Annotated in this window: 12 protein-coding genes; 8 read left to right on the plus strand and 4 right to left on the minus strand. The window is 50.9% G+C overall.

Annotated features, from left to right (window positions below; all coding sequences use genetic code 11):
• Positions 1–9 precede the first annotated feature (9 nt).
• The 3 genes from NV375_RS01220 to NV375_RS01230 are packed head-to-tail and all read left to right on the plus strand — an operon-like array spanning position 10 to position 3,167.
• Positions 10–1,242: a lipoprotein-releasing ABC transporter permease subunit gene (locus NV375_RS01220; RefSeq protein WP_258806619.1), complete on the plus strand. Its 1,233-nt coding sequence runs from the start codon at positions 10–12 to the stop codon at positions 1,240–1,242.
• A gap of 6 nt (positions 1,243–1,248) precedes the next feature.
• Positions 1,249–1,941 carry a lipoprotein-releasing ABC transporter ATP-binding protein LolD gene (gene lolD / locus NV375_RS01225; protein WP_258806620.1) on the plus strand — a complete coding sequence of 231 codons (693 nt, stop codon included), beginning with the start codon at positions 1,249–1,251 and terminating at the stop codon, positions 1,939–1,941.
• Entirely contained in the window at positions 1,941–3,167 is a 1,227-nt protein-coding gene (locus NV375_RS01230; protein WP_258806621.1) for a lipoprotein-releasing ABC transporter permease subunit, read from the plus strand. Before lolD ends, NV375_RS01230 begins: the two co-directional genes overlap by 1 nt.
• Here NV375_RS01230 and NV375_RS01235 read toward each other — a convergent pair.
• Entirely contained in the window at positions 3,154–3,675 is a 522-nt protein-coding gene (locus NV375_RS01235) for a DUF2062 domain-containing protein (protein ID WP_258806622.1), read from the minus strand. The genes NV375_RS01230 and NV375_RS01235 overlap by 14 nt on opposite strands.
• Positions 3,676–3,745: 70 nt before the next feature.
• Between NV375_RS01235 and NV375_RS01240 the strand changes: the two genes are divergently transcribed.
• Genes NV375_RS01240 through kdsB form a run of 5 tightly spaced genes read left to right on the plus strand, consistent with a single transcriptional unit; the run spans position 3,746 to position 9,789 of the window.
• Complete coding sequence (locus tag NV375_RS01240) at positions 3,746–6,040, plus strand: DNA internalization-related competence protein ComEC/Rec2 (protein WP_258806623.1); 2,295 nt, start codon at positions 3,746–3,748, stop codon at positions 6,038–6,040.
• A gap of 51 nt (positions 6,041–6,091) precedes the next feature.
• On the plus strand, positions 6,092–7,843 hold the full coding sequence (gene msbA, locus NV375_RS01245; protein ID WP_126769811.1) for a lipid A export permease/ATP-binding protein MsbA: 1,752 nt from the start codon (positions 6,092–6,094) through the stop codon (positions 7,841–7,843).
• On the plus strand, positions 7,843–8,853 hold the full coding sequence (gene lpxK, locus NV375_RS01250) for a tetraacyldisaccharide 4'-kinase (protein WP_258806624.1): 1,011 nt from the start codon (positions 7,843–7,845) through the stop codon (positions 8,851–8,853). The genes msbA and lpxK overlap by 1 nt, the downstream gene beginning before the upstream one ends.
• Positions 8,843–9,040 (plus strand): Trm112 family protein, encoded by a 198-nt coding sequence (locus tag NV375_RS01255; RefSeq protein WP_258806625.1) that lies wholly within the window; start codon positions 8,843–8,845, stop codon positions 9,038–9,040. Before lpxK ends, NV375_RS01255 begins: the two co-directional genes overlap by 11 nt.
• A complete protein-coding gene (gene kdsB / locus NV375_RS01260) occupies positions 9,037–9,789 on the plus strand; it encodes a 3-deoxy-manno-octulosonate cytidylyltransferase (protein ID WP_258806626.1) in 753 nt (250 codons plus the stop codon). The genes NV375_RS01255 and kdsB overlap by 4 nt, the downstream gene beginning before the upstream one ends.
• Here kdsB and NV375_RS01265 read toward each other — a convergent pair.
• The 3 genes from NV375_RS01265 to NV375_RS01275 are packed head-to-tail and all read right to left on the minus strand — an operon-like array spanning position 9,778 to position 17,206.
• Complete coding sequence (locus tag NV375_RS01265) at positions 9,778–12,840, minus strand: efflux RND transporter permease subunit (protein ID WP_258806627.1); 3,063 nt, start codon at positions 12,838–12,840, stop codon at positions 9,778–9,780. The genes kdsB and NV375_RS01265 overlap by 12 nt on opposite strands.
• Positions 12,837–16,094, minus strand: coding sequence for an efflux RND transporter permease subunit (locus tag NV375_RS01270; protein WP_258806628.1), 3,258 nt, complete (start codon positions 16,092–16,094; stop codon positions 12,837–12,839). The genes NV375_RS01265 and NV375_RS01270 overlap by 4 nt, the downstream gene beginning before the upstream one ends.
• Complete coding sequence (locus tag NV375_RS01275; protein ID WP_258806629.1) at positions 16,091–17,206, minus strand: efflux RND transporter periplasmic adaptor subunit; 1,116 nt, start codon at positions 17,204–17,206, stop codon at positions 16,091–16,093. The genes NV375_RS01270 and NV375_RS01275 overlap by 4 nt, the downstream gene beginning before the upstream one ends.
• Positions 17,207–17,306 lie beyond the last annotated feature (100 nt).

Below are 17,306 nucleotides of genomic sequence, written 5' to 3' on the forward strand. Positions count from 1 at the left end.
AGAGAACACATGTACCAGCCGTTAACGCTATTTTTAGGCCTGCGCTATAGCCGTGCTCAACATGGGCAGGGCTTTACACGCTTTATTCAACGCGTCTCTTTAATTGGGATTGTGGTGGGTGTCGCCGCCTTGATCATTGTCGGTTCGGTCATGAATGGTTTTGAGGGCGAGCTTAAACAGCGCATACTGACGGTGGTACCGCAATTAGAAATTCAGGCCGATGACGGCCTCGATGATTGGCGCGAGCTTGCTGATTCGCTCCCTCCAGCCAATGGTCAGCGAGCCTTGGTGCCCGAAGTGACGACGGCCGGAGTATTGCAAGGTCAGCAACAATTACAAGCGGTACAAGTGCAGGGCATTTTTCCTGCAGCTAAGGGCGCCGAAGTACAACTAGAACCATTGCAAGCCCATCTAAGTGCCGGTGAACTTGCACTCAACGAAGGTGAGTTTAATGTGGTATTGGGGTATGCCCTAGCGCAACAACTCAATGCGTGGCCGGGCCAACAACTTCGTTTAATCGCTGCCGGAGGCGGTATTTATACGCCGCTAGGTTTGTTGCCGGCGCAACGCTTAGTGACGGTTGCTGCGATTGTACGTATGCAGTCCGAAGCCGATAAGCACCTTTTAGTCATGCATGGTGCCGATCTCGCACGCATTTTGCGGATGGCGCCTGAGCAAGTTTCTGGGTTACGCTATTACTTTGCCGATCCCTTTCAGGCACTTGACGCAGTCGCGCAACTTGAACCGGCATTAGCTGATGGATTTACGTTAAAAAGTTGGCGCGAGAGTTACGGACATTTGTTCGACGCAGTCAGCATGGAAAAGCGCATGGTTAATCTGATGCTTGGTCTCATCATTGCTGTTGCGGCATTTAATATCATTTCGTCGCTGATGATGGTGGTACAGGATAAGCGTGCCGATATCGCAGTATTACAGACGATGGGACTTGCCCCTTATCGTGTGCGGCGGATGGTGGTGTTGCAAGGCCTCGTGACTGGTGTTGTGGGAAGCTTTATTGGCTTACTACTAGGGCTGGTGTTGGCATTAAATATGAACCCGTTACTGCAGACCTTAGGTGTCGATTTAAGTTTTGCTGGGCCAACGGGTTTACCCGTGATTGTGGACGCGATGCAAGTTACCTCAACTGTACTGGCAGCGCTCACCTTAACTTTTTTGGCAACCTTGTTTCCAGCTTGGCAAGCAAGCCGTTTATTGCCCGCACAAGCATTGCGATATGAGTGAGGAATAATGACACAGGAACTACTCCGCTGTGAGCATGTAAGCAAGAGTTACTGGGACGGCAATCATGACCTGCAGGTACTACAAGACGTCAATCTAGCGCTGCATGACGGCGAACTGTTGGCGATTGTTGGCAGCTCAGGTTCAGGCAAAAGTACCTTACTGCACTGTATGGGGGGGCTTGATCAGCCGACGAGTGGCCAGATTTTCTTTCGCGGTCAAAACATCGCCAAATGGTCGCCACGGGCGTTGGCGGATTGGCGCAATCAACAGCTTGGGTTTATTTATCAATTTCATCATTTGTTGCCGGAATTTACGGCTCTTGAGAATGTTGCCATGCCCATGTTGATACAAGGCACGTCGGCGCAACAAGCGCGTGAGCGGGCGGCGGATTTGTTAGCTCGGGTCGGGCTGGCCGAGCGCGGCTCTCACCGACCTGCGGAACTATCCGGTGGTGAACGACAGCGGGTTGCGATCGCTCGAGCTTTAGCGAATAAGCCAGCACTGATTCTGGCTGATGAGCCAACCGGTAACCTCGACGATGAAAGCGCACAACAGGTGATGCAATTAATGCTGGATCTTAATGCTGAAATGCAAACCTGCTTTGTCATCGTCACGCACGACCAAGCATTGGCGGCGAGCCTGCCGCGACAAGTTAGCCTTCAGCAAGGTCAGTTACAACCGAATAAGGTAACCAAGTGATGCTAGCGCAATGGCGACTGGCTTGGTTGTTGGCGCGTCGTTTTCGACGTGGGCGAGAGCGTAGTCGGTTTCTTTCGTTTATCTCCGCCTCGTCAACTTTTGGTATTGCTTTGGGTTGTATGGTGTTCATTGTCGGCTTGAGTGTGATGAACGGCTTCGGCCAAGTGCTTGAGGAGCGTTTTTTGAAACTCGTGCCACATGTGGAGTTTCGTGCCGTTGAAGGCGCGCTCCAGTACCCAGAAATGATCCTCGATCTGGCGCATCAGCACCCCGAAGTTAAAGCGGCACGTGCCAGCATTAAAACGCAAGCATTGGTACAACAAGGTCGAGAGTTTATTGGCGTGCAAGTGAACGGCATTGATCCACGCCAGTCACAAGCAATTGCCGACTATATGTCAACTACGGCATGGCAACAGTTGGCAAGTGACAATACCGTGGTGCTCGGTAGAGGCTTAGCCACGCAGCTTGGCGTGGACAAGGGCGATTCGGTGCGTTTGGTGGTCGCTGCTGAACGTGGCTTTCAAGCGCCTAAACGGGTGAGCCTAAAGGTGGTCGGGATATTCCGTTTTGGCGGCCAAGTCGACCACCAAATGGCGTACGTTAATCTCGCAACAGCGCGTAATTTAATTGGCTTAGATGACGGCTATACGGGCATCGAGCTCGAGGTTACCGATCTCTTTGCTGCTGAACGCATTGCCAACGAGATTGGTTATCAACTGCGTGACTATGTTTATTTGGATCATTGGATGCGAGCGCAAGGTCACTTGTACCGTGACATTCAAATGGTGAGGATGGTGATGTTCTTAGTGCTGGTATTGGTCTTGGCCGTAGCTTGCTTCAATATCGTCTCAACCTTAGTCATGACAGTGCAAGAAAAGCGTCGTCATATTGGCATCCTGCGCACTATGGGGCTGCGCCGAGGCGGTTTGGTGAAGGTTTTTATGTTGCAAGGACTACAAAACGGCGCAGTTGGTGTTGTCTTGGGTGCGCTCGCTGGTGTTGCACTTAGTTTGGGGCTACCAAGCTTTTTGCAATTACTGGAAGCAATGAGTGGCAGCTCGATCCTCGCTAGCGATGTCTATTTTGTGGATAGTATTCCGGTGCTGATTCAGCTGTCGGACGTGGTGTTGGTGGCAGCAGTAGCGTTTTTGATGAGTCTCGTCGCAACGCTTTATCCCGCTTGGCAAGCTTCACGGGTTGAGGTGGTTGCCGCTATTTCCGCTTAAAGCGGTGGGCGCGAGCACGCCAAGCGCTGACTACCGATTGCCGCCAGAGTAAGCGAATCACAAAATAGCCGACAATACTCGCGAGGGTACCCAACACGAGACAACCAAGTAAGAAGGCTGGGCCGAGCGTACTAATGCTGTCACCAAGCCATTGCCACGACAACTCAAAGTGGAACGGTTGTGATGGCGCGCCAATAATCCATGTACCCACCAGATAACAGAAATAGAATAACGGCGGCATCGTGATGGGGTTAGATACCCAAACTAAAGCTACGGACAACGGTAGGTTAACGCGAAACGGGATGGCTAATGCCGCAGCCAGCACCATTTGAAAGGGCACTGGAATAAACGCACAGAATAAACCAATAGCAAAAGCACCTGAGGCAGAACGGCGGTTCAAATGCCAAAGGTTTGCATCGTGCAGTAATCTGCCGAAGATTTTTAAGCTACGACTGCTTTTAATGGCGTCATGATTCGGCATGATGCGCTGAAAAAACTTTCTCGGCATAATTCGCTGGCTCGTTACTTTACTGTTTTACCTAACACGGTTTCACTCAAAAAAATAAGGTACAACATCCATGGATCGGTGGTTGTGCGCATTTCTTGGCGGTTACGCCTTAAGCTTCTGCTTTCACCAGACGGCGAGTCTGGCTCTGCTGACACTGATTGCAGTGCTGGCCAGCATTTGTTTCGTGCTCGGTTATTGTACACGCCTTCAGAGCATTTTTTTAGGGTGCGTATTGTGCGGTATTCTATGGGGCGCTGGCAATGCTTATTTCGTTACCCAACAGCATGTTGCTAACGATTGGTTTCACGGAGAGATCGCGTTAACACTCGATATCGATACCATCACTGCTAGGCAAACTAACGCTTGGCGGATTACTGCCATCGTTAACGAAGCGCCCAATGAACTCTCGCTACCGCGACCAAAGCGCGTCCGTCTGCACTGGTATGACCCTCACGCCAACGGCGCACAACGTCTACCAAAAGCTGGGGAGCGATGGCGCATGGTCGTGCGGTTGAAGCCACCGCAGGGCACCCGCAATGAAGGCGGTATGCGCTACCACCGCCATTTATTGGGGCAGGGTATTCAAGCGCTCGGTACGATCCGCAGTGGTAGTCAACTCGTGCCAACGAGCAGTACAAGGCAACGCATCGTGGCGCGGCTCCAGCGTGCGCTTACCAATGTGCCGCAGGCAGGGGTGCTACTCGCGCTATTGGTTGGCGAGCGCTTCGCATTAAGTGCCGATGAATGGCAAGTCGTGCAACGTACTGGGTTGGCACATCTATTAGCAATTTCCGGTATGCATCTATCACTGGTTACCGGTTTTGTTTTTGCCCTAGCGTGGCACGTTTTAATGCGTTGGCCGCGAACACGTAGGCAACGCGAGCAGATGAATTTATGGCAGCTCACACCGTGGTTCGCATTACCAGTGGCGTTGCTATACGCATGGCTCGCAGGCTTTGCCATAGCCACGTTAAGAGCTTTGTTAATGCTGTTGGTGATTTGGTGGCACAAGGCTTATGCCTGTCGTGTTAGTTCGTTTCGTGTCGTATTGCGGGCCGTTATCGTTGTTATTTTGCTGCAACCGCTAGCACCTTTAAGCATGGGATTTTGGTTATCGGTAGGTGCAGTCGCTAGTATCTTTTTTATGAATTGGCGCTGGCTTCATTACCGTGGGCGAGCGGCAAAATTAAAAGCATTGTGGCGGTTTGAGTGGCTAATGACCTTGCTATTTGTGCCGGTAATGGCTGCCGCTTTTGGTGGCGTGGCCAGTGCCGCTGCGCTCACCAATTTAGTCGTGGTGCCATTGGTTAGCTTGTGGGTATTGCCAGTCGGCCTGATCGGACTCGTTTGTGCTACCGCAAACCAACTGGCATGGGGACAGTGGTGGCTGCAACTGGCGATCTGGCCATTAAGCAAACTATGGCCCTTTTTAAATCAACTGGCAGAGCAGCCTTGGCAGTGGCTTGCCGCCGTGCAGTTGCCGCCATGGCCGTGGTTGGTGGTTGGCGTCACGGTGATTATCGTTCCGATGCTCTGGCGCTGGCGCCTGCTTGGCGTTGCTGTGCTGACGTTGACTTATTTAGTTGTCCAAGCATTACCACCGAATTCGGCATTTCAGCTTCATGTATTGGATGTTGAACAGGGTAGCGCATTGGTTGTTGAACGCCAGGGGTATGCCATGCTTATTGACACTGGGGCAAGTTGGGATGGTTTTGGTTCGATGGCGGAACGCGTCATTGTGCCGTTTTTACAAGAGCGCCGATTACGACCTGAACTTGGTTTTATTACCCACACTGACCGTGATCACGAAGGTGGTTACAAGATACTGTCCGAACAGTACGCCGCGGTTCGCTGGTATGGTGGGCGGCACGGCGCACCCTGTTTAGCTGGGCAAGGTGGTATCTGGCGAGGGGTGACATGGCGTGTGTTGCATCCGCGCCACGCGGCGCAACGAGGTAATCATAGTAATAATGATTCGTGCGTCATCGTGTTACGGCTGGGGCAAGTAAAAGTACTGGTGACCGGCGATATTGAAAAGCATAGTGAACGAAAGCTGCTGGCCGAACTTGCGCCGGTGCAAGCTGATCTATTGGTGATACCTCACCATGGTAGTAAAAGCTCGTCAGAAAGTTATTTTGTGCGCCACGTAAAGCCCGGTGCAGCGCTGTTAAGTCGGGGCCGCAACTCAGCCTACGGGCATCCACACCGCGAAGTAATGGCCACCTATCAAGCACTAAGAATTCCGGTTATTGATACCGCTCATGGCGGGCAGATAACGGTGCACAGTGATGGCGTGCACTGGTCACTCGAGCAACCACTCTCGGCTGCTTTAGGTTATTGGTTTGATGTGGAAACTAGCCAGTAACAGCAGAAAACGGTTAGAATGACCGAACGATTTATCACTAGAAGCAATTGCATGAGTGCAGAGACAGTAAAACAAAAAACCTTCCGCCGCCTGCTGGGTTACATCAAACCCTATCGAGCGGCGTTCTTCTTTTCGATTTTTGGCATGATCGGCTACGCTGCGGTCGACACGTTTTTTCTCTCACAAATTCAGACGTTGATCGATGACGGCTTGACTGAAAGCGACCCTAAAATACTGCTCTACGGTGCTATTTTTGTGCCCGTCATTTTTATTTTGCGCGGATTGTTTAATTTTATTTCGACCTATTTTCTTAATTGGGTGGGCTTCCGCGTTGTTACGTCGTTGCGTCAACAGTTGTTTGATCACTTAGTAAAGCTGCCCGTCGCTTTTCATGATCGGCATTCGACCGGGGACTTACTTTCCAAATTAACCTACACCACACAGCAGGTAGCAGAGGCAAGCAGCCGCGCGGTCATCGTACTTATTCGTGAAGGCGCTTACGTTATCGGTTTGCTGGCGTTGATGTTTTACCACAGTTGGCTTTTGTCACTGGTATTCCTGCTGATTGGACCGTTGATTGCAAAAATTGTCTCCGTTGTCTCCAAACGTTTCCGCAAGGTGTCGAATCGAATCCAAAATGCGATGGGTGACGTGACGACTACCGCTGAACAGATGTTGAATGGCCACAAAGTCGTGGTGATGTATGAGGGCCAGAAGCGCGAATCAAAACGCTTTGAAAAAGTGACCGATTTCACTCGTAATCAACACATGAAGCTGATCAACGCGCAAACCTTGAGTACCTCGGTGATTCAGCTGATAGCTTCGTTCAGTTTGTCGATGGTGTTGGTGTTAGCAAGTTATCCAGAAATGCTTGAACAGCTTACCGCCGGTGCGTTTACCACCATGTTGACAGCGATGATTATGCTGTTGCGACCATTAAAGCAACTGACGACGGTGAATAGTGATTTTCAGCGCGGGATTGCGGCGGCGCAAAGTATCTTTAGTATTCTGGATGAAAAAGCAGAGAATGATTCCGGTAAAAAGCAGCTTGATCGGGCGCAGGGCGACATTCGCTTTGAGCATGTGACTTTTAGTTACGATGATACCGACTCACCAGCTTTGAACGATGTTAGTTTTCATGTCGCACCTGGTAAAACGTTGGCATTGGTTGGCCGTTCGGGAAGCGGTAAATCGACCATTTCGAATTTGCTGGCGCGCTTTTATACGCCGCAAGATGGCGTGATTAAGCTCGATGGCGTGGACATTTACGACTACAAGCTTAAGTCATTGCGGCGGCAGTTCGCATTGGTCTCGCAACATGTAACCTTGTTCAATGACAGTATCGCGAACAACATCGCCTATGGTGCGCGTGGTGAAGTGTCGGCCGAGCGTTTACGCGAAGTTGCTGAACTGGCTTATGTGACTGAATTTACTGATAACCTGCCCAACGGCTTAGATACGATGGTCGGTGAAAATGGCGTTATGCTTTCTGGTGGACAGCGGCAACGTATTGCGATTGCGCGTGCTTTATTACGCGACGCGCCGATTTTAATTCTTGATGAAGCAACGTCAGCCTTAGACACTGAGTCTGAACGTCACATTCAAACTGCGCTGCAGAATTTACAGAAAGACCGTACCTCGATTGTTATTGCCCATCGCCTGTCGACGATTGAAAAAGCCGACGAAATTTTAGTACTAGAAGATGGCGGCGTGGTCGAGCGCGGGAGCCATCAAGAACTGCTGGAGCAGGAGGGGGCTTACTATCAGCTCTATAGCTTGCAATTTAGCGGTGAGCTTGGCTGATGTCGCTAAGTGACGCTTGGTATCGCCCGCAGGTTCGTTGGTGGCTTTGGTTATTACTGCCGCTGCATGCGTTATTTGTGCTCGTGAGTCGCTGGCGGCGTAGTGTGGCGCTGGCAAATCCACCGAAGCCGCTGCCGGTACCGGTGATTGTAGTTGGTAATATTAGTGTAGGTGGTACGGGCAAGACGCCAATGACGTTAGCGCTGGTTGAGCATTTACAAGCGCAGGGCGAACATCCTGCCATCGTGTCACGCGGGTACGGCGGAAAAGGTCCGTTTCCGCTAATGGTTACTGCCACCACCTCAGCTCGGGCCTGCGGCGACGAACCTCTATTATTAGCGCGCCGAGCACAGGTGCCAGTGGTTGTAGCGCCGAATCGGATGGCCGCAGCTGAGCACGTCCTGGCCCATGCGCCAACAACTACGGTGATTATTAGCGACGATGGCTTGCAACATTATCGTTTGCCACGCCAGTTCGAAATCGCTGTGGTGGATGGTGAACGCGGACTTGGTAATGGCTGGTGTTTACCGATTGGACCTTTGCGCGAAAACGCTAAACGCTTAGCAAGCGTTGATGCCGTGGTTGTCAATGGCGAACTCAACGCGTTTGTAGCGCAGCAAATACCACCTGCAGCGCAGTGTTTTACCATGCAGTTGCAAAGCCACGGTTGGCGCCACGTGCGTGACGATAGCCCTTGTGACAAATTACCGATAGGACGCACCGTTGCGCTTGCCGGCATCGGTCATCCACAACGTTTTTTTGCGACAGTCAAAGCGCTGGAACCGCGCGCATTTGACTGTAAGGCGTACCCAGACCATTATGCTTTTCAGCGTCAGGATGCTGAGCAATTGCAAAACTACGAGGTCATTTTGATGACGGAAAAAGACGCGATGAAATGGCGCTCGTTGGCCCCCGAAAATGGCTATTATTTACCGATAGCTGCACAGCTCGACGAGGTCTTTTGGCAACGAATCGACACGGAACTAAAGAGGTTTAAGCATGGCTCTTGATGAACGCACGCTAGCGCTCTTGGCATGCCCTTTGTGCAAGGGGCGTTTGGTGTGGAACGCCGCGACGTCAGAGCTTATCTGCCGTGGCGATCGTCTTGCTTACCCTGTTCGTGATGACATTCCTTATTTACTGCGTAGTGAAGCGCGTGAGTTAAGCGCTGCTGACTTGGAGCAACTGCCCAAATGAGTTTTACTGTAATTATTCCAGCACGTTATGCCTCAACCCGCTTGCCGGGTAAGCCGTTGGCGATGATTGGCAATAAATCCATGATCCAAAGGGTCTATGAACGGTCGGCTGCAGCTGGCGCCGCCGAAGTGATTGTTGCCACTGACGATCAACGCATTGTCGACGCCGTAGAAGCCTTTGGCGGACGAGCAATGCTCACAGCTAGCCATCACCAGTCTGGGACTGAACGCATTGCCGAGGTGATTGATTATTTAGCCATTGCCGATGATCAAGTGGTGGTTAATGTGCAAGGTGATGAGCCGTTTATACCGCCCGAGATCATTCGCCAAGTGGCCGATAACCTAATGAACCAGCGTGCTGCGCAGATGGCGACGTTAGCGGTTCCAATTACCAATTTAGAAGAAGTAAAGAACCCGAACGCAGTGAAAGTGGTTACCGATGCGAATGGATATGCATTGTACTTTTCACGTGCCCCGATTCCTTATGAACGCGACGCGTTAAACCATGACAGGTTGGGTGACCAGGCCGCATATATGCGTCATATTGGCATTTATGCGTATCGCGCGGGATTTGTTTGGCGTTACGTGGAATGGGACCCAAGTCCATTAGAAACCATTGAATCCTTGGAGCAATTACGGGTGTTGTGGTACGGCGAACGTATTCATGTGGCCGAGGCTATTGCCAATCCGCCGGCTGGCATTGATACGCCAGCCGACTTAGATCGGGCAAATCAGCAATTACTTGAGTAACTTGACCCCATCGACGGTGTTTACGGCACGCGCTTTGAGTGCGTGCCAGCGCTCGCGCCACCACAGCAATCGTGCGTACACGTAAGGTACCAGAAATAGGCTAGTGATGGTCGATAGCAGCAGGCCGCCGATAATGGCAATTGCCATCGGCGCATACGGCGGACCATCACCACCGATTTGCGTGGTACCGAAAGCGAGAGGTACCAAACCCAATACGGTGGTGGCGACAGTCATCAAAATCGGTCTTAGGCGACTGACACTTCCTTCAATAACCGCTTCTTCTAACGTATGTCCGGCTGCCAGCAACTGATTAATACGGTCGACGAGCACAATGCCGTTGTTCACCACGATCCCCATCAAGATCAGGATGCCAATCATGGCCATGATGTCCATGCTCTGACCGGTCAACATCAGCGCCCAGAATACGCCGACAATCGAGAATAACAGTGACGTGATCACCGAGGTTGGCAACAATACCGACTCAAATAGTGCAGCCATAACGATATAAATCATGACGACGGCTAACAAGGTGTTGGTGAGCATGACGTTCTCAGCTTCTTGTTGACGCTGAAAACTACCGTCAAGTGACCATGTGTAGCCATCGGGGAGACTAACTTTATCGAGCAGTGTGGTAATTTGTTCCCGCGCTTGGTCAAGGGTTAACTCATCACTGTTGAGGTTGGCCTGAATCGCGAGTGAAGTGCGGCGATCGAGACGGCGTATGGCGCCTAACCGCGGTTCAATGCGAAAATCAGCAACCGCAGCTAACGGAACCGTACGCCCATCGACCTGGCTAATGGGTAAGTTTTGCAAAGCTTCAAGCGAGGTTTCAAGATCTTTGTCAAAGGCGATACGTAAGGGTACCTCGCCATTAGGGTCGCCACGGAACGAGCGGAGACGGTTACCGCGCAAGGCGGTAGCGATCTGTTGGGCGACCGCTCCCGAACTTAGTCCCAGATTGTGGGCACGTTCACGATCGATAGTAACGAGGTATTCGAATTGACCTGCGTCCGTTTCACTGCGTAAATCGTTAAGCCCCTCGATCGAGGCTAATAACGGAATAAAGCGTGCGCTTAAGTCTTGCAGTACCTCGGTAGACTGGCCGTTCAAGGTAATGCGAACACCTTCACCGCCGCCACCCCAGCCAAACTGCGGTTCGCTGCGCAGCATTTTGGGAAATTGCTCGCGCATTTTGGCCATCAATTCGCTCATTTTTACCGGTCGATCAGGTTTCATCAATAAAGTAGAAATCGCGTAGTTTGGCGTGTAATAGCTATAAACCGCATCAATGTAGAAGTCGTCTTGGTTGGCGTAAAGAAACTCCTCCATACGCGCGACCTCAGCTTCAACTTCGGCTAAGCTGTATTGTTGGTGCAGATTATAGTTGAGGAATAAACGATCGTTAAAGCCCTCATCTTGTTGGTCACCAGAAACCGCACCGAGTGGAATCACAATACTGGCGAGAATGAGGACCGCAAACAAGCCAGTCCAACGCGGATGACGCCAGCTCCATTGCAGTGCCTTGCGATAACGCGAAGGCCGTTGTTGCGGCTTTTTACTACCCATCACTTTGGTCAGTTTGCTCGCCAATAATGGGATCAGGGTTTGTGCGATTAGTAACGATGCTAATAGTGATAAACAAATCGCTATCGCCGTGTGTTCTAAGAAAATCGTAATGTCGATTTTCTTACCAAAAATATTGGGCAAGAAGACTATTGCTGTGGTCAAGGTGCCCGCCAGTACCGCCAGCGATACATTGCCAACACCTTGCAGTGTTGCTTGCTCAGCTTTAAGGCCTTGCTCGACTTCGTATTGAATGCTTTCGGTGATAACGACGGCGTTATCAACCAGCATACCTATTGCCAGCATCAAGCCCATGAGTGACAGCACGTTGAGCGAGTAACCAAGAAAGTACATACCGCCTAAAGCGATACAGATGGCAATCGGCACCGAGAGAACGACAACCAACGTGGTGACAATGTTGCGCAAGAATAAGAATAAGACAATAAACGATAAACCAGCACCGATGAGGCCTGCAATTAACAAGTCATGTAACGAAGTTTTGACGCTTTTTGCAGTATCATCCATCACGAACAAGTTAATGCCGTTGAATTGTGGATCGTTACGAATTTCTTCGACCACCGCGCGGACGCGGTCCGATACATCCACCAAATTCTGTGACGACTCTTTAAAAACGTCCATGCCAATTGCATAGACCTGGTCGAGGTGGCGACCGTCGGTCTTGCGTGGCATTTCGCGCTGCACTGTCGCAACGTCGCCCAGCTTCAACTGGGCTGTGATGGGAAACTGACGAATTTCATATTCCGACTGAAACTCACCGACTGGATTGACTAAAATACGCTCGTCGTCATTCTCGATGTAACCCGCAGTGAGCGAAAAGTTAGCCGCTCGCAAGCGCGAGGCAATATCAGCTGCCGATAGGCGATGTTGGAGCAATCGCGCTTGGTTTAAACGAATCACAATTTGTTGCTTTTCGACGCCATAGAGGGTCACTTGCGACACGCCTTCAACGCGCTCAATCGGGCGGCGCAGGCTGCGGTCTAACAGGTCATAAGCATTGTTGAGATCGCGCTGACTCGAAATCCGCAATTGAAATACCGGCATATCTTCAGTATTAAATTGCATGACTTGAATGCGCTCAACGTCATCCGGTAGTAAGTGTTTTATACCATCAACTTTTTCCCGCGCTTCAATGCTCTTGGCATTGACGTCCTCGCCCCATTCGAACTGCAATACCACTTGGGCATTGTCGCCTGTTGAGAACGATCGCATGCGCTTGATGTTGGTAATGGTTGCCAATGCTTCTTCGAGCGGCCGAGTTATCAGCCGCTCAACCTCTGCAGGTGTCGAGTTAGGGTAGGGCACGGTAACCACCATTTCTGGGATTTCGATACCCGGAAACTTTTCCAGCGGCAACAAGCGTGAACTAATCGCACCTAGCAGCAACATCGACAAGAACAACATACAAATAGTGACTGGGCGGCGCAGTGCAAGCCGTGCCAAGCTCGCACCGATTTCTGCTGCGGTCATGATTGCGCCTCCTCTGCTGACACGGCCTTGACATTCTTGCGATCCACTAACAAATACAAGCATGGAATAAAGAGTAAGGTCAGTAGCGTAGAAAAGAGCAGTCCGGCAATAACACTAATCGCCATTGGGGCGCGGATCTCGGCACCTTCACCAAGCCCCAACGCTAATGGCAGCAGGCCGAGCACCGTGGTAAACATGGTCATAAGAATGGGCCGCAAGCGCTGCTGCGCTGCTTGAGATACGGCATCGTAACGACTAGCGCCTTGTTCTCGTAGCTGGTTGATACGATCCACCAAAACAATCGCATTATTGACCACAATGCCCGCAAGCATGATGAGACCAATGAAAACAATCACACTCAGCTCGGTATTCAGCAAATACAAGCCTAATACTGAACCCGCGCCGGCTAGAGGCACACTGAAGAGTATGAAAAACGGATGCAGTAATGACTCAAACTGCGACGCCATAATCAAATAAACCAAGAACACAGCCAGCATTAAAGCCATTTGCAGTGACTTAAATGACTGTTGCATTTCTTCGTTTTGACCAGCGATGCGAGCTTCAACAGTGAGCGGAAGTTGCGTTTCGGCGAGGACCTTTTCGGCAGCTTGCACGGCTGCTCCCAAGTCGCCAAAGGCAAGATTCGCGTTCACAATAGCAGTACGTTCTTGATCCAAGCGAGTGATTTCGCTTGGTCCCATGATTTGCTGAATGTCAGCTACCGCCTGTAATGGAATTTCGCGTGCTGCACCTGGATTAATCACCATGAGTTGCAAGTCGCGTAACGAGTCACGGTCTTGTTCTTGGCTGCGCACCAAGATATCAATTTTGCGATCTTCGAGGCTGAACTGGGTTGCCACACGACCACCAATCTTTGTCGCTAGCAATTCCGAAACTGTGGCACTCGTTAGGCCGTATTGAGCCAAACGCGCATGGTCGAAGAAGATCGCGATTTCCGGTTGACCGTCCGACATATTGGTACGGATATCCGTGAAGCGATTATCTTCAGCCAAAGCAGCGGCAACGGTGTCAGCAGCTTGCTGCAATAGTTCAATATCATAGCCAGTAATCTCAATGGCCATTGGGCTACTAAAACTAAACAGCTCTGGACGACCGAGTTTGACACTGACGCCAGGGATACGTTGTACGTAGTCACGCAAGTAGTTTTGCACGCGCTCTTCGGCGAAAACATCACTGGCATCCTTCATGACGACGTTAAAACGACCCCACTGGTTACCGTTTTGTCCTGGCGAGGCGTTGAGCAAGCTACCTGTACCAGCAATGCTGTAGGCTTTCTCAACACTTTGCGCAAGCTCAGTGTTGCCTTCGAGGTGCTGAGCGAGTTTGGTCAAAACAGCGTCGGTTTCGTCGATGGTCGTACCGGGTTGTAATTCGATTTCAACGTAGAACTCGCCTTGTGCCATGCTGGGTAAGAGGCTTACCGGCAACTGCGGAAGTAGTGCATAACAGCTGGCAGCGACCAACACAATCACCGCCAGCGTGGCTTTGGCATTGGCAAGTGCTTTAGCAAGTAGCTTTTGGTATGCCGCAGCCAGATGTTGATAGCTCCAATCGAAGCTGCGCAGCATGGGCCGTACGGCCACACCCAGCAACTTTGCAAGGCCACGCCATAGTGCGACGAGCACTGTTGCAATAGCTAATGGCAGCCAGCGGAACACCAAGAATAATGGCGTCATAACCCAAAAACGCCAGCCTTGGCGCTGCTGCGCGGGGGCAAAGTGCTGTTTTGCGGTAATTGCTGCATCAGCACTCTTTTGCTTGGCCGATAACATTGGAATAAGGGTAAGTGCGACCAATAATGAGGCTAACAACGAGAAGGTTACGGTCAATGCTTGGTCAGCAAAGAGTTGGCCAGCAAGGCCTTCGACGAACACCAACGGGAAGAATACGGCCATGGTCGTTAGCGTCGAGGCGATGATGGCGCCGGTTACTTCACTGGTGCCTTTTTCGGCGGCGGTGGCAACGTCGGTTTCTTCATTATGGCGAGCGATATTTTCGAGCACCACAATGGCGTTATCAACGAGCATGCCTACAGCTAAAGCGATACCGCCCAGTGACATCATATTTAGCGAAATGTGATAGCCATGCATGAGGTTGAAGGTCGCAATAATCGATACCGGAATTGCCATCGAAATAATGACCGTCGGCCATAGTCGCTGCAAGAACAAGTAGATAATCACCATGGCTAACAAACCACCAAAAATCGCCGCGTCACGCACTTCTGCAATGGCCGCTTGGATGAATACAGCTTGGTCAGAAATAGGCGTAACTTGGTACTGGTTCGGCACCACGTCGCGTTCTTGTAAATAGGCTAAGTGGCTTTGAATGGCTTTCGAAACTTGAACGGTATTGGCGTCGCCTTCTTTATACAGTGAAACTTCGACAGCTTCGCGACCTGCAATGCGGCTAATCGAGTCTCGCTCTTTATAGCTCTTGCTAACATCTGCAATGTCGCGCAAGAGAATAGGGCGGTCGTTGCGGGTTGCAATGTAAATGCTGCGGATGTCATCTAAATCTTCAAATTGGTTTAGCGTGCGAACCAAGTATTCTGCGCGCTGCGCTTCTAAGCGACCACCTGACAAATTAATATTTTCTTCCTTGAGCCGTTGCATAATCAGGCTCATTGGAATTTGCAGTTGGGTAGCCTGCTGCTCATTGACGAGCACTTGAATTTCGTCTTCGAGGCCGCCACCAAGGCGAACAGAAGCAACACCTTCAACGGCTTCAAGATGGCGTTTTAGTTCTTCCTCGGCAAAGGTACGTAAGCGCTTGAGTTCATCAACGTTAGGGTCGCTGATATCCGCATAACCTAATGCTAAACGGAAAATAGGCTCTTCCGCGGGATTAAAGCGCAGTAGCGTTGGTTTTTCGAGATCCAAAGGCAACGGCACTAGGTCCATTTTCTCGCGGACATCAAGACTGGCCATGTCCATGTTACTGCCCCAGGCAAACTCGAGCAGCACATCACTTTGCCCTGCACGCGAGATTGACTCTATTCGGCGCACGCCTTTTACGGTGCCGAGGGCTTCTTCAATGGGCTTGCTTACTAACTGTTCTACTTCACCAGGAGCACCGCCGGGGTAGTCGGTGCGCACGGTAAGTGTTGGGTAAGAAAGATCAGGCAGCAAAGTGACTGGAATCCGGCCTAACGAGACCATGCCAAACAGCAATACTGCGAGGGTAAACATGGCGACCGTGACCGGTCGCCGTACTGCTAATTTGGCTAGACTCATGATTGTTGCTCGCTCTTGATAGTATCGATAACTTCTACCAAGGCGGCATCTTTAAGATTGGCTTGACCACTAACGACCAACTGCTCACCAGCTTCTATACCGTCGAGAATCTCAACATGGGTTTCGTCTTCAAAGCCAACCACTACGTCAACTTTGTGCGCAACGCCTTCGGCATCAACGGTAAAGACACTGTGTTTGCCGTCAAGGCTTTGCACTGCATAGCGGGGGACAGTTACAGCGTCATTGTGCGTCGCATAATGTAATTTTACATGGGCAAACATACCCGCTTTTAGCGCGCTGTCAGGATTGGCAACACTCAAAACAACTTTGAATGTTCCAGACTGGGTGTCGACCACAGGACTGATGCGGTCAACCTTAGCCATTAAGGTTTTGCCGGGCATCGCACTGACTTGTAGTTCTGCAGTTTGGCCAACTTCGATGAATTGCAGTTCGCGCTCTGGCAGGTATACATTACCTTGCAGCTCATCTAGTGCGACGATATGAAACAACTTTTGCGGTTGATATTGGCTTATCATGTTGCCGGTCTTCGCATAACGTGCGGCGATGAAACCCGAAATAGGCGCACGAATTTCAGTTTCTGCCAAATTGAGTGCTGCCATATCGTAGCGTGCTTGTAGAGTATCTGCTTGAAAGCGGAGTTTGTCATAAGCATCGGCACTTATCATGTCACGCTCGGCCATGTCTTTTACGCGCTTCAGTTCTTGCTGGATGCTGTTCAGCTCAGCCTTGGCTTGCGCTACCTGAATACGGTATTCATCATCGCGTAGGTTTGCGAGCAGCTGACCTTTTTCAACCCAATCGCCTTCTTCAACAAGAATTTCTTCAACAATGCCATTAGCCTTGCTGATGATGTCGGTCTCTTCACGAGCCTCAAGGGTTGCAGTGGTGCGGAAACTCGAAGTGATGGCTTGGCGTTCGACCACTTCGGTGGCAACAGGGATGCGTACCACCACCTGTTCTTCCGCTTTTGTTTGATTTGAGGCGCCGGCCTGACCGCAACCGTTTAGCAACAGACTTGAAGTCAGAATTAAAGCAGTCAAGCCGGCAAAGCTTGCTTTGTGTTTGAGGCTACTGCCTGCAATAAAACTCATGTGAATTACCCCCGTTGTTCGCTATTTGCTGTTCGTTGTTCGATGTTGGTAGCCCGTACTTCTAGTACGGGTCAAACCTGCCAACGCAACGAATGCAAGT

The sequence above is a fragment of the Pseudidiomarina sp. CB1 genome (genome assembly GCF_024752025.1).
GTDB lineage: Bacteria > Pseudomonadota > Gammaproteobacteria > Enterobacterales > Alteromonadaceae > Pseudidiomarina.